This is a genomic window from Allobosea lupini (assembly GCF_900109525.1).
Taxonomy (GTDB): domain Bacteria; phylum Pseudomonadota; class Alphaproteobacteria; order Rhizobiales; family Beijerinckiaceae; genus Allobosea; species Allobosea lupini.
The window spans coordinates 252,946-266,244 of record NZ_FOAN01000006.1 but is presented as its reverse complement, the minus strand read 5'-3'; the positions used below and the strand labels follow the sequence as shown (position 1 = coordinate 266,244).

Annotated in this window: 9 protein-coding genes and 1 riboswitch; all 9 genes read right to left on the bottom strand. The window is 68.1% G+C overall.

Features of this window, described 5'->3' with window-relative positions; translation table 11 throughout:
* Window positions 1-5 precede the first annotated feature (5 nt).
* Window positions 6-3,140 (bottom strand): efflux RND transporter permease subunit, encoded by a 3,135-nt coding sequence (locus tag BMZ21_RS19125; protein WP_091837730.1) that lies wholly within the window; start codon window positions 3,138-3,140, stop codon window positions 6-8.
* 4 nt (window positions 3,141-3,144) lie between these two features.
* Complete coding sequence (locus tag BMZ21_RS19120) at window positions 3,145-4,299, bottom strand: efflux RND transporter periplasmic adaptor subunit (RefSeq protein ID WP_244543911.1); 1,155 nt, start codon at window positions 4,297-4,299, stop codon at window positions 3,145-3,147.
* Window positions 4,300-4,458: 159 nt separating this feature from the next.
* Window positions 4,459-6,066: an FMN-binding glutamate synthase family protein gene (locus BMZ21_RS19115; protein WP_208862324.1), complete on the bottom strand. Its 1,608-nt coding sequence runs from the start codon at window positions 6,064-6,066 to the stop codon at window positions 4,459-4,461.
* Window positions 6,067-6,170: 104 nt separating this feature from the next.
* Complete coding sequence (locus BMZ21_RS19110) at window positions 6,171-7,178, bottom strand: DUF6925 family protein (protein WP_091837724.1); 1,008 nt, start codon at window positions 7,176-7,178, stop codon at window positions 6,171-6,173.
* Window positions 7,175-7,966 (bottom strand): ABC transporter ATP-binding protein, encoded by a 792-nt coding sequence (locus BMZ21_RS19105; protein ID WP_091837721.1) that lies wholly within the window; start codon window positions 7,964-7,966, stop codon window positions 7,175-7,177. Before BMZ21_RS19105 ends, BMZ21_RS19110 begins: the two co-directional genes overlap by 4 nt.
* Window positions 7,966-8,991 carry a FecCD family ABC transporter permease gene (locus BMZ21_RS19100; protein ID WP_091837718.1) on the bottom strand — a complete coding sequence of 342 codons (1,026 nt, stop codon included), beginning with the start codon at window positions 8,989-8,991 and terminating at the stop codon, window positions 7,966-7,968. The genes BMZ21_RS19105 and BMZ21_RS19100 overlap by 1 nt, the downstream gene beginning before the upstream one ends.
* Window positions 8,988-9,809 (bottom strand): ABC transporter substrate-binding protein, encoded by an 822-nt coding sequence (locus tag BMZ21_RS19095; protein WP_208862323.1) that lies wholly within the window; start codon window positions 9,807-9,809, stop codon window positions 8,988-8,990. Before BMZ21_RS19095 ends, BMZ21_RS19100 begins: the two co-directional genes overlap by 4 nt.
* Before the next feature lie 287 nt (window positions 9,810-10,096).
* The gene (locus BMZ21_RS19090; RefSeq protein ID WP_244543910.1) at window positions 10,097-12,040 is read right to left on the bottom strand and encodes a TonB-dependent receptor plug domain-containing protein; all 1,944 of its coding nucleotides are present in this window, start codon (window positions 12,038-12,040) and stop codon (window positions 10,097-10,099) included.
* 120 nt (window positions 12,041-12,160) lie between these two features.
* Window positions 12,161-12,360: riboswitch (cobalamin riboswitch) on the bottom strand.
* Between the two features lie 47 nt (window positions 12,361-12,407).
* A complete protein-coding gene (locus BMZ21_RS19085; RefSeq protein ID WP_091837712.1) occupies window positions 12,408-13,163 on the bottom strand; it encodes a GntR family transcriptional regulator in 756 nt (251 codons plus the stop codon).
* Window positions 13,164-13,299 lie beyond the last annotated feature (136 nt).

The window sequence follows — 13,299 nt, the reverse complement described above, 5'->3', positions numbered from 1 at the left end:
CCGCCTCAGGCCTGCTCCTCCTTCGGGCGCGTCGATGGCCGCAGGCGCTCGCGCAGGCCCTGGAAGACGACATAGAGCGCCGGAATCACGAAGATGCCGATGAAGGATGCCGCGAGCATGCCGCCGAAGACGGGCGTGCCGACGTCGCGCCGGGCGAGCTTCGACGGCCCTTCCGCGATCACCAGCGGCAGCAGGCCGAGGATGAAGGCGAAGGAGGTCATCATCACCGGGCGGAAGCGCAGGCGCGCGCCTTCGGTCGCCGCGTGCAGCAGCGGGTGGCCCTTCTCGCGCAGCTCCTTGGCGAACTCGACGATCAGGATGCCGTTCTTGGCGGCGAGGCCGATGAGCACGACGATGCCGATCTGGGCGTAGAGATCGAGCGTCAGCTTCGCCAGGACGATTGCGATGAAGGCGCCGAGGACGCCGACCGCGACCGAGAGCAGCACCGGCACGGGGATCGTCCAGCTCTCGTAGAGCGCGACCAGGAAGAGATAGGCAAAGAGCAGCGCGAAGGCGAGGATGATCCCCGTTTGCCCCTCGGCCCGTTTCTCCTGGAAGGAGACGTCGGTCCATTCGCCGCGATAGCCCGGCGACAGGGTCTTGGCCGCGACCGCCTCCATCGCCTTCAGCGCCTGGCCGGAGGAGACGCCCGGGGCGGGCGAGCCCTGCAGCGTCACCGCCAGGCGGTTGTTGTAGCGGATCAGCGCCTGCGGGCCGACCACGACCCTGGCCTCGACGAAGGAGCGCAGCGGCACCATGTCGCCGGACTTGCTGCGGACATTGATGCGGTAGATGTCGTTGACCGAGGCGCGGTCGGTGCCCTCGGCCTGGACCTGGACCTGCCAGGTGCGGCCGAACAGGTTCATGTCGTTGACGTAGTAGCCGCCGAGCGAGGCCTGCAGCGCCTGGAAGACGTCGCTCAGGGCGACGCCGAGGATCTGGACCTTGTCGCGGTCGATGTCGAGATAGATCGACGGGGCCGAATCCGAGAAGGTCGAGAACACCCGCCGCAATTGCGGGTCCTGGTTGGCGGCCACCGTCAGGCCGCGCAGCGCCTGGCCGAGCGCCTTGGCGTCGGAGGAGCCCATGTCCATCAGCACGTAGCTGAAGCCGCCGCCGCTGCCGAGACCGATGATCGGCGGCGGCGCGACCGGGACGACATTGCCGTCGCGCACGCTGCGGAACTTTTGGGCAAGCCGGGCGATGACGGCCGAGGCCGAATCCTCCGGGCTGGTGCGCTGGTCGAACGGCTTCAGGGTCACGACGAAGAAGCCGGCATTGGGCTGGGAGTAATTGTCGACGAAGTTGAGGCCGATGATCGTGGAATAATCGGCGATCGCCCTCTCGGTCTTGAGGATGCCCTCGACCTCGGCGGCGAGCGTCGAGGTGCGGCCGATCGAGGCGCCGTCGGGCAATTGCGCGACGACGAAGAAGGCGCCCTGGTCGTCTTCCGGCAGGAAGCCGGTCGGCGTGACCCGGCCCATGGCGTAGATGCCGGCGCCGAAGGCCGCGGTCAGCGCAAGGCTGATCGCCGAAATGCGCACGAGACGCGCCACGCCGTCGCCGTAGCGGTCGCGCGTCCAGTCGATGCCGCGCATGATATAGCCGATCGGCCCGCGCCGCGGCCCGTGATGCGGCTTCAGCAGGATGGCGCAGAGTGCTGGCGACAGGGTCAGCGCGTTGATCGCCGAGAGCACCATCGCGACCGCGACGGTGACGGCGAACTGGCGGAAGAGCTCGCCGGAAATGCCGGGAATGAAGGCGACCGGCACGAAGACCGAGAGCAGCACCAGCGTGATCGCGACGATCGGGGCGACGATCTCGCCCATGGCGCGCTTGGTCGCCTCGGCCGGCGAGAGCTCCGGATGCTCCTCCATCACGCGCTCGACGTTCTCGATCACGACGATCGCGTCGTCGACGACGATGCCGATGGCGAGGACCACCGCGAGCAGCGATACGGTGTTGGCGGAATAGCCGATGGCGTTGAGGACGATGAAGGCACCGACCAGGCTCACCGGCACGGCGATGGTCGGGATCAGCGTCGCCCTGAGATTGCCAAGGAAGATGTAGACGACGAGCACGACGAGGACGAAGGCCTCGATCAGCGTCTTCTGGACCTCGTGGATCGTGGCGGTGACGAAGGCGGTCGGGTCGTAGGTGACCTTCCAGGCGAGGCCGTCCGGGAAGGATTTCTCGAGATCGCCGATCGTCTTCTTGACCGATTCGAGGGCGGTGAGGGCGTTGGCGCCGGGCGCCTGGTAGACGCCGATCAGCACAGCCGGACCGCCGTTCAGGCGGGTGTCGCGGTCGAGATTAGCGGCGCCCAGCTCGAGGCGCGCCACGTCCGAGAGCCGCAGCACCGAGCCGTCGGCATTGGTGCGCAGCACGATCTTGCCGAACTCCTCCGGCGAGGTCAGGCGGCCCTTGGTCTGGATGTTGAGCTGTAGCTGCTGGTCGTCGGAGATCGGGCGGGCGCCGATGCGGCCGACCGCGGCCTGCGCGTTCTGGCCCTGGATGGCGGCGATGATGTCGCCGGTGGTGATGTTGAGGCCGGTCAGGGCGTCGGTGCGGACCCAGGCGCGGATGGCGTAGTCCTGTGCGCCGAAGAGCGATGCGTCGCCGACGCCGGCCGTGGACTTGATCGCGTCGAGCAGGTTGATGGTGACGTAGTTCGAGACGAAAAGCGTGTCGTAATTGCCCTTCGGCGCATAGACGGCGATGACGCCGAGCAGCGCCGAGGACTGTTTCTTGACGACGACGCCGCTGCGCTGGACCTCCTGCGGCAGCTTCGACAGAGCGAGCTGGACGCGGTTGTTGACGTTGACGTTGTTGATGTCGGGATTGGTGCCGAGCTCGAAGGAGACCTGCAGCGAGTAGCTGCCGTCATTGCCGCTGACGCTCTTCATGTAGAGCATCTTGTCGGTGCCGACGATCTGGGCCTCGATCGGCTGGGCGACGGTCTGCTCGACCACCGCGGCCGAAGCGCCGGGATAGGACGCCCGCACCGAGATCTGCGGCGGCACGATGTCGGGATATTGCGCGACGGGAATCGCGAACAGGGAGATCAGGCCCGCGATCGTGGTGACGAGCGCGATGACGATCGCCAGCCGGGGCCGGTCGACGAAGACGGAGCTCAGCATGAGGTCAGCTCCGGCCGGTCGTCAGGGTCACCGGCGAGGCCAGCACCGGCACGCCGGGCCGGAGGTTCTGCAGGCCCTGGATGACGATCTGCTCATTGCCGGAAAGGCCCTGGTCGATCGCGATATAGGAGCCGGCCTCGGCCCCGACCTTGACCCGCTTCACCACCGCCTTGCCGTCCTCGACGGCGAAGACATAGGAGCCCTGCTGGTCGGCGATCAGCGCCGATTGCGGCACCAGCACCTTCTCCTCGCTTTGAGGCGCCTGGACGCCGACGCGAACGAGCGTACCGTCAAGGAGCTTGCCCCCCGGATTAGGCAGAGTGGCGCGGACCAGCACGGTATCGGTGGAGCGCTCGACGGAGACATCGACGAAATCGACCCGGCCCTTCTGGTCGTAGGTCGAGCCGTCCGAGAACTTCAGGCTGACGAGCGGGGCGGAGCCGTCCGCCGGCAGGCGGTTCGTCTTCAGCGCCAGGAATTCGCGCTGGCTGACCGGGAAGGTGACATACATCGGGTCGTCGCTGACGATCTGGGCCAGGACGCCGCTGTCGGGTCCGACGACATTGCCCTTGGTCACCTTGGTGCGGCCGATGCGACCGGCGATCGGCGCCTTGATCTCGGTGTAGCCGAGATTGATCTGGGCGGACTTCAGATTGGCTTCGGCGACGGTCAGGTCCCCCTGCGCGCCTTTTTCCTCGGCGACGCGCTGGTCGCGGATGGCGACTGAGCCGGCATTGGTGCGCAGCAGCTCCTCGGCGCGCTGGCGCTGCACCGTGGCGTTCTGGAGCGCGCCCTGGGCCTTCTCGAGCGCGCCTTGCGCCTGCTCGACCGCCGCTTCGAACGGCGCGCGCTCGATGCGGAAGAGCGGAGCCCCCTCGGCGACGGTCGCCCCGTCCTTGAACAGGACCTCTTCGAGATAGCCGGTGACGCGGGCACGGATGTCGACGCGGTTGACCGCCTCGATCCGCCCGACGAAATCGGCGGTCTGGGTGATGGCGCGCTTCTCGGCCATGACGGTGCCGACAGGGACGGCGGTGGGTGCGGGCTGCTGGGCGAGGGCGCCCGTTCCAAGCCCGAAGGCGGCCGCAAGCGCCATGACGGAGAGAGGCAAGGTCGAAGAGATCCGCTTCGTGCGTGCCATCCGGGAACGCTCAGACATCGGCCACTCCTCTTCGCCGTCTCGCTCCGCCACTGTTGTCAGCACCGGGCGCAAACCTATCCCGCGTCGATACTGTGCGTTTTCTGTCAGGAGCGCTACGGTCTTGTTACAACCGGCGGACGCGTTCGGAATGCGTGCCTTGCGACGATGCGAGGGTGCTCACGACACCCTGTCGAAGCTGTCGGCGCGGGCGAGATCCCAGTTGCGGCGATAGAAGGCGTGCTCGCACAGCCCGGTCAGCAATTCGCCTGGCTGCAGGAAGACGTGGAGGTCGGAGAACAGGCGGATCTCGGTGGCGCTGACGCGGCGCACCAGATGATGCGGGCCGAGCTCTTCGGGATGGGTCAGGCCGGCCGCTGCCAGCATGTCGGCCAGCGCGTGCAGCGTGTTGGCGTGGAAGCGGTGGACGCGCTGCGCCTTATCCGGCACGACGAGAGCCCGCTGGCGTACCGCATCCTGCGTCGCGACGCCGGTCGGGCAGCGGTTGGTGTTGCAGGACAGGGACTGGACGCAGCCGAGCGCGAACATGAAGCCGCGCGCCGCATTGGCCCAGTCGGCGCCGATGGCGAGGACGCTGGCGATATCGAAGGCGCTGACGATGCGCCCGGCGACGCCGACCTTGACCTTGTCGCGCAGGCCGGCACCGACCAGCACATTGTGGACGAAGAGCAGGCCCTCGCGCATCGGCAGGCCGATATGGTCGCTGAACTCGACCGGGGCGGCGCCGGTGCCGCCCTCGGCACCGTCGACGACGATGAAATCGGGCACGACCCCGCTCTCCAGCATCGCCTTGACGAGCCCCATGAACTCCCAGGGATGGCCGAGGCAGAGCTTGAAGCCGACCGGCTTGCCGCCCGAGAGCTCGCGGAGTTGCGCGATGAAGGCCATCATCTCCAGCGGGGTCGAGAAGGCGCTGTGGCTCGCTGGCGATACGCAGTCCTGTCCGACCGGGACACCGCGCGTCGCCGCGATCTCGGGGGTCACCTTCGGCGCCGGCAGGATGCCGCCATGGCCGGGCTTGGCGCCCTGGCTCAGCTTGATCTCGATCATCTTGACCTGAGGATCGACGGCCTGCCTCGCGAAGCGCTCGGGATCGAAGCGGCCCTTGTCGTCGCGGCAGCCGAAATAGCCGCTGCCGAGTTCCCAGACGATGTCGCCACCGCCCTCACGGTGATAGGGGCTGATGCTGCCTTCGCCGGTGTCATGGCTGAAGCGGCCGAGGCGAGCGCCGGTGTTCAGCGCCCGGATGGCATTGGCCGAGAGCGAGCCGAAGCTCATCGCCGAGATGTTGAAGACGGACGCCGAATAGGGCTGCCGGCACTGGTCGTTGCCGATGGTGATGCGAAAGCTCTCGGGATCGGAGACCGGCGCCGGCCGGGTCGAATGGCCGATGAACTCGTAGCCTTCGCGATAGACGTCGAGCAGCGTGCCGAACGGGTGATCGCCGGCGAGGTTCTTGGCGCGGCGATAGACCAGCGAGCGCTGCGACCGCGAGAACGGCGCCGCCTCCTCGTCGGCCTCGAACAGGTATTGGCGCAGCTCTGGCCGGACCAGCTCGGCGAACCAGCGGATATGGCCGATCACCGGATAGTTGCGCCGGATGGCGTGCTCGGTCTGGGAGAGGTCCCAGAGGCCGATCAGCGCCAGCGCCAAGGCGAGCAGGCCGGGCAGCCAGAGCCAGGGATGGCTGAAGGCCAGCGGGATGGCCGCGAGCGCGACGAGGATGCAGAGGGTGAGGGTGCTGAAACGGCTCAGTCGCAACGTCATATTCAAGGCCCATCCGAAGGAGGACGCTATCTCCCCGTAGTTTCGAGCCGGTGTAAAGGCATCGTGGCCCGGCACCACGACGTGATCCGGGCTTTGGCCTGTCGTCAGCCATGGCCGTAGGCATCGGCGCCGTCTTCGCTCGCTGGCGCCTGCTTGTCGAAGGCTTCGAGCCAGCGCGACAGGCCGGGCAGCGGCGGGCCGGCCCGCAACTGCCGCAAGCTGACACGCAAGGTGTGGCGGGCGAATTTGTTTGCCGGCTCGCGGAAGCTCGCGGCGTCGGAGCCGGAGCGGATCGCCGTCACCACCTGCTGCTTCAGCGCCGTCAGCTCCGGATCTCCGGTCGCGGCGAGGAGCGCCTGGAAACGCTTATGTGCCGCGTCGTCCCAGGGCCGCGGCCGGCCCATCGCATCCTTCAGCGGATGGGCCGGGACGAGATGGGCAAAGGGGACCCAGCCCTCCGGAACTGGCTCGGTCGCCGCATGGGTGCGGCCGCTGCGCAGCAATTGCGGCAGGACATGGGTGTGCGGCCCTTCCGGGCTTTTGCCGTCGGCCGGCGGGATCGGCTGGTAGACCTCGCAGCGGCCGGCGCGGCTAATGAAGACGCGATGCGGTCCCTCCGCCACGATCGCGCCCATCGCCGGAATGCCGGCCTCGAACAGGCTCCTGCCGGCGGCGGAGCGCAAGGTCGCGATCAGCGCGGGATCGCCGGTGCGGATGCAGATGTCGACCTGCAGCGTGCCAAGGCCCATGTCGAACAGAATGCCGGCGCGGTCCTGCGGCCGCAGCGCCGCTTCGTCGGGCCCAAGCTCGGTCAGGACGCTGCGCCGGTTCATCGCGCAGGCGGCCTCCGGCAGGCAGAGCGCGACGCGATGGCTCCAGCCCTGGCCGACCGCGGTCTCCGAGGCGACGAGCCTGACCTCAGAGAGATCGCCGAAGCCGATGCCGCCGCGATCGGTGACGGCGAAGAGTCGGCCCGGCCCGTCGCCGAAATCGACCGGCTCACCGGGATCCCGCAGGAATTCGGCAATGGCGCCGAAGGTGCCGAGAGACCACTGCGTGGTCTGGGTGGCGAGTTCCTGATGGATCAGGCTGGTCGCGTCGTCTGCCGTCATCGGCTGGCTTCCTCATTGGTCAGGGCCTGCCAGGGCAGGACGAAATCCTCGCCGCCGCGCTTGCCGCGCGCGACCGCGATGCCGAAGGCGCGGGCGAGATTGTCATCGTCAAGCACGGTGGCGGGTGGCCCGTCGGCGAGGATGCGCCCGCTTTCGAGCAGGACGAGCCGGTCGCAGAAGCGCCCTGCCAGCGAAAGATCGTGCAGCACGACGACGACGCCGGTGCCGGCAGCGGCGATGCGCCTGAACAGCGCCATCGCCTCGAGCTGATGGCGCGGGTCGAGCCCGACCAGTGGCTCGTCGGCGAGCAGCATCTCCGCTTCGACCGCCAGTGCCCGCGCCAGCAGCACGCGCATGCGTTCGCCTCCCGAGAGGCTACCCAGGCTGCGCTCACGGAAGGCGCTGGCATCGGTCGCGGCGAAGGCATTGCTGATCGCGGCGCGGTCGGCCTCGGTGAGGTCGGCGAAGGGGCGCCGATGCGGCAGGCGGCCGAGCGCGACGACGGCTTCCGCCCGCATCTGCCATTGCACGCTGCCGCCCTGGGCAAGGAAGGCGAGGCGCTGTGCAAGTGCGCGGCGTCCCAGCGTCCTGGCGGGCTTGCCGTCATAAAGGACCGTGCCTGCTGCTGGCGGCAGCAGGTCGGCTAGGATGCGCAGCAAGGTGGTCTTGCCGGCGCCATTGGCGCCGATCAGGCCGACGAGCTCGCCCGGCCGTAGCGCAAGATCGATCCCGGAGAGGATCGGCTTGCCGTCGAAGGCGATCGCGATGCCGTTCGCTTCAATACGCATCACGCCTCCCGCCGCAGGCGCTGGATCAGGCTGAACAGGAAGGGCGCGCCGATCAGCGCGGTGACGACGCCGAGCTTGAGTTCGGGCCGGATCGGCATGAGCCGCAGCGCCGTGTCGGCGGCGAGCAGCAGGATCGCGCCGCCAAACCCGCTGACCAGCAGGAGCCGGCCGGGCTTGTGGCCGACTAGCGGGCGTAAGAGGTGCGGCACGACGAGCCCGACGAAGCCGATCGCGCCGGTGACGGCGACGGCGCTGCCGACGGCGAGGGCCGCGCCGCCGATCAGCCGCACCCGCAGCCAGGTCAGGTCGAAGCCGAGGCTGCGCGCGGTGTCCTCGCCGAGGGTGAGGCCGTCCAGGGCCGGCGCGGACGAGAGCAGCAAGGCCCAGCCGACCAGCATCAGCGGCAGCACCAGCCAGACATGGACCAGGCTGCGATCGGCGAGCGAGCCCATCAGCCAGAACACGATCTCCAGCGCGGCATAGGGATTGGGCGCGAGGTTGAGGGCGAGCGAGGTCATCGCCCCGGCGAAGCTGTTGATGGCGACGCCGGCGAGGATCAGCGTCATCGTGCCGGCGCCGCGGCCATTGAGGGCAAAGAGCAAGAGGACCGCGAGCAGCGCCCCGGCGATGCCGCCGAGCGGCAAAGCGAGCGCGAAGGCTCCCGCAAAGCCGGAATAGAACACGGTGACGGCGCCGAAGGCGGCGGCGCTGGAGATGCCGACGATGCCGGGCTCGGCCAGTGGGTTGCGCAGCAGCCCCTGCATCGCCGCGCCGGCAAGGCCGAGGCTGAAGCCGACCAGCGCGCCGAGGACGGCGCGCGGCAGGCGCAGTTCGACGAGCACGAGCGCGGGCAGGCTCTGCCGGCCGGCGAGCCAGTCGCCAAGCGCGGCGACAAGGTCGAGCCGGGCGTAGCCGACGGCGAGAGACAGCGCCGCCATGACGAGCGTCGCGGCAGCGAGCAGGGCGACGAGCCGCCAATAGGATATCCGTTCGGATGTGGACGATGGCATGGCAGCGCTGCTCATGGGCTTTTCCCGGCTGTCGTCGGCGCGCTTGCGTCGAGCAGCAGTTCGATCGCGTCGATCACGGCCGGACCGGCGCAGGTCCAGAGCTTCGAGGGCAGGGCGACGAGCTTCAGCCGGTCGCCCAGGCGGGCGAGGACCGGGTGATGCAGGATCTCGTGGGCCAGCGAGGGCGGGCCGTCCGGCGTAGTGTTGAGGATCAGGATATCGGCCTTGCCGAGCGCGACGGTCTCGAGCGCGATCTGGCCGTAATTGTCGATGCCGAGCTCGGCGGCGAGGTTGGTCAGCCCGGCTGCCGTCAGGATCTCGTCGACAAGCGAGCCGCGCCCGGTGGTGAAGCCGTTCGGGCGCAGCACGATGGCGCGCGGATGGGCCGGGCGAGGGCGGTCCGCCAGTGCTGCCAGCCTTGCGTCGATCTCCGCGATCAGGGCTTCGCCGTTCTGTTGCTCGCCCAGCAGGTTCGCCATGTCGCGGATCTGCGCGCGCATCTCGGCAAGGTTACCCGGCACGCCGAATTCGCGGACCGGCACGCCGACGCGCTTCAGCAGCGCGACGGTCGAGCGCGTCGTATAGGCACCTGCGACGACGAGGTCGGGCTTGTGCGCCAGCACCTCCTCGACCAGCCCGTGATTGGCCGGGATCGTCAGGGCGCGCGCGGCCATGTTGGCGTTGCGCGGGTCCTGCGACAGCCAGGTCACCGAGGCGATGTGTTCCGGCGATGCCAGCCGCAGCACCAGCTCGTCGGTGCACATGTTGAGCGAGACGATGCGCTGCGGCTTCGCGGGTATGTCGTCGGCGTGGGTGGCGGCGTTCGCGGCCACCAGGCAGAGAACAGCCGCACTCAGACGGAGAACAGTCTGCTGAAGAGTCGTCAGTATGCGATGGCGGCAAGCGTATCCGCGGGGAACCCCTCTCCCGGATGGGATAGGGGTGAGGGACCGCCGCTGATTATTGGCGCGCGACGGCGCAGCTGCGGCTTCAATGGGCGAGGGCAGGCCCTCATCCCTGCCCTTCTCCCACACGGGAGAAGGGTTCCCCGCGTTCTTCATCGGACGACCCGCGTCATCTTTCGCCGCAAGGGCGAGCATGACGGCGGAGCTCGACAGCCTCACAGGCTCACCCTGATCCCGCCGAAGGCGCTGAGGCCCGGCACCAGGAAGCCGACCGGGTTCTCGTAGCGCTTGTCGAACAGGTTATCGACGCGGCCGAACAGGGTGAGCTTCTCGTCGACCTTGTAGTCGGCGGCGAGGTTGACGATCGCGGCGCCCGGCGCGCGCATCCTGGAGATCGAGAAGTCGCGGTTCCCGTCCATGCGCTCGCCGACATAGATCAGCGTCGCCGACAAGGTCAGCTTCTCGATCGGCACCCAGCTCGCGGTGATGCTGGCCTTGTGGCGTGGCCGGCGCAGCAGCTCCTGATGCGCGGTCTCATCCTTGGCGAGGGTGAAGGTGTAGTCGGCGCGGACCTTGAACTGCGGCGTCAGTTCCAGCGCCGCGAAGGCCTCGACACCCTTGGTCGTGGCGCGGCCGATATTCGTATAGGAGGTGCGCGCTGTGTTGGTCAGGATCAGGTTGTCGATGTCGTTGTGGAAGTAGGTCGCACCGACATTCACCTGCCCGTTCACTAGCGGCTGCTCGAAGCCGACATCCCAGCCGCGGCTTTCCTCCGGCTTGAGGTTCGGGTTGCCATAGAAGTTGAAGGCCGGGCGGGAATCGCTGAAGCGTTCGCTCAGCGTCGGCGCCTTGAAGCCGGTGCCGTAGCTCGCCTTCAGCTTGGTGTCGGTGCCTGGCACGATGAAGACCGGTGCGATGCGATAGGTGGTGTGGCCGCCGAACTTGTCGTCGTCATCGTAGCGGATATTGGCGGTGGTGAAGAAGCGGTCGGTCCAGTTCGACTGCAATTCGACGAAGGCGCCCCGGTTTCCGTTCGAGACGGTCTTGTTGGGCGTGTCGAAGCGTTCGTTCTCGTATTGCAGCCCCATCACCAGTGTCTGGCTCCGGGTGAGCTTCAGGTCGCCGCGCCAGTCGTATTTGATGCGCTCGCCGAGGTTCTCGGTCGGCACGTCGAGGATGCCGAAGGCGTTAGGCCGGCGATTGGAGCGATCCTGGTTGCTGTAGGAGACACCGAAGCGGTTGACGAACTGCCCGCCCAGTGGGTCCCAGACGATCTCGCCGCGGGTGAAGGCCTGGCGATAGTTCTGGCTGGACCGGAAGCTGCTGGGCAGGCTCGGGAAGCCGGAATCGCCTGTGAACAGCAATTGCCCGTCGATATAGCGGCCGACCCAGTTGACGCTCAGCGTGTCGGTGAGCCTGGCGCCGAGACGGGCGGAATAGCTCCAGTTGTCATAGGAGTTGGGATTGCGCCGCCGGCCGGCGGGAACCAGGTCCGATGGTGTCACCGGTGTCGAATCCGCCCGGAAATGGCTGATGCCGAAGGCGTAGTCGAAGCGGTCGTCGCCGCCGCTGACCCCGAGGCTCTTGTTGAAGGTGCCATAGGAGCCGGCTTCGACCGAGCCGGTCACCTTGGGCGGCCCCTCGCCGCGCTTGCTGGTGATCGAGATCACGCCGCCCAGCGCATTGGCGCCATAGAGACCGCTCTGCGGGCCGCGCAGCACCTCGATGCGCTCGATGTCGGTGGTCAGCATCTGGCCGAAGTCGAAGGAGCGGTTCGGCGTCGAGGGATCGTTCACCTCGATGCCGTCGATCAGCACCTTGACGTGGTTGGAGTTGGTGCCGCGCATGAAGACCGAGGTGAGCCCGCCCGGTCCGCCGGTCTGGACGGTATTGAGGCCGGGGACGGCGGCGAGCGCCTGCGGAAGGGTGCGGCGCTGCTCGCGCTCGATCTCCTTCGCGGTGACGACGGTGACGGAGCTGGCGATCTCCCTGGCGGGGGTCGGAACGCCGGTCGGGCTGATGACGATCTCGTCGAGCGCGATCGGCTTTTCGCCCGACTGCGCCAGCGCGGAAAGCGGCGTTAGCAGGGTCGAGGCGGCGAGCAGGCGGAAGGCAAGTGGGCAACGCCCGCTCCTGGCGGGCTTTGGCAAACGGAACACGGGAAACCTCGGCGGTAACGTCAGTGGCACGTCACCGCGAACGAGATGTCCCCACCCGCGCCCGAAACCGGGCGCGCGCAGTTCTACCACCCATCAGCGCACCCCGGCCGATGTGTTCGCGTGTGACCACGGCTGACGGCAGGTCTCCTGGCTCGCGGGTCGCTGCCCTTCGCCGCCTTCCCAGGGCCGAGGTCCCAGTGGCGTATGGCGAAAGGCTCGCCGCTTACAGTTGCGGGGGCAGCCGCAGCATGAGATGGCCAGGCCATCCGCACTGCGTTCCCTTTTGATCCCGTGAGGGAACCGTCACGTTCACGAGTAGGGTGGAAATGCGGCAGCGTCAATTCGCCCGCCAGCCGTTGTGAGCGGATTATTCGGCTGCCTTGAGCGAGCGCTTCGGACGCGGTTTGACGGCGGGTTGAGGGGCCTGCGCATAGGGCGCCAGGATCGCCATGATGTCCCGTTCGCGCGGCTTGGCCTCGGCTACCAGCGCGCGCTCCGCCACCGAATCGAGATGACTGTGCATCAGTCTCGTGACTTTTTCGACGTCGCCGGTCGCGAGGGCGTCGATCAGCAGGCGGTGCTCGTTAACGCCGCATTCCGAGGAATGCGGCCGGCTGTACAGCGAAAGGATCAGGCAGCAGCGATAGGACAGCTCGCTGACATAGCGGATGAGGATCGGGCTCTCCGTCATCTCTGCGAGCAGGATGTGGAACTCGGTCGCGAGCCGGATCGAGATCGCGTCGGGCCCGCCACGCGCCTCATCCTCGGAGTCGACATGGGCCCGCAGCGTCGCAAGCTGCGCTTTGGTCAGCCGGCCGGCGAGCTGGCGCACGACGAGCCGCTCCAGCTCGATGCGGATGTCGAAGGTGTCGCGCGCCTCCTGCCAGCTCGGCGTCGCCACAACGGCGGAGCGATTGCGGCGCAGTTCGACCAACCCTTCGGCGGCGAGCTGGGCGAGCGCATGGCGCGCCAGCGTACGGCTGACACCGAAGCGTTCGCCGAGCGCATCCTCGGGCAAGGCCGCGCCGGGCTCGAGCGCGCGCTCGATGATCGCGCGGCGCAGCGCCCGGCAGATCATCCCGGCCTTGTCCGATGCGCCGTTTCCGGCCTCTTCCCGCGCCATCGCCGATACCAGTGGTTGAACGTCCTTCGTCTTAGCGTCTGCGCCTTGCAGTTCGCAATGCAGATTGGGATGCCGGGGAACCGGGCAGCCCCTCTAACGTTCATAAGGCGACCCAATGCGGGCCGGGGGGCTTCGC

Bases quoted from the DNA above. Each gene is read 5' to 3' on its own strand.
- BMZ21_RS19125 (WP_091837730.1), bottom strand. From the start codon at position 3,140: ATGCTGAGCTCCGTCTTCGTCGACCGGCCCCGGCTGGCGATCGTCATC.
- BMZ21_RS19120 (WP_244543911.1), bottom strand. From the start codon at position 4,299: ATGTCTGAGCGTTCCCGGATGGCACGCACGAAGCGGATCTCTTCGACC.
- BMZ21_RS19115 (WP_208862324.1), bottom strand. From the start codon at position 6,066: ATGACGTTGCGACTGAGCCGTTTCAGCACCCTCACCCTCTGCATCCTC.
- BMZ21_RS19110 (WP_091837724.1), bottom strand. From the start codon at position 7,178: ATGACGGCAGACGACGCGACCAGCCTGATCCATCAGGAACTCGCCACC.
- BMZ21_RS19105 (WP_091837721.1), bottom strand. From the start codon at position 7,966: ATGCGTATTGAAGCGAACGGCATCGCGATCGCCTTCGACGGCAAGCCG.
- BMZ21_RS19100 (WP_091837718.1), bottom strand. From the start codon at position 8,991: ATGAGCAGCGCTGCCATGCCATCGTCCACATCCGAACGGATATCCTAT.
- BMZ21_RS19085 (WP_091837712.1), bottom strand. From the start codon at position 13,163: ATGGCGCGGGAAGAGGCCGGAAACGGCGCATCGGACAAGGCCGGGATG.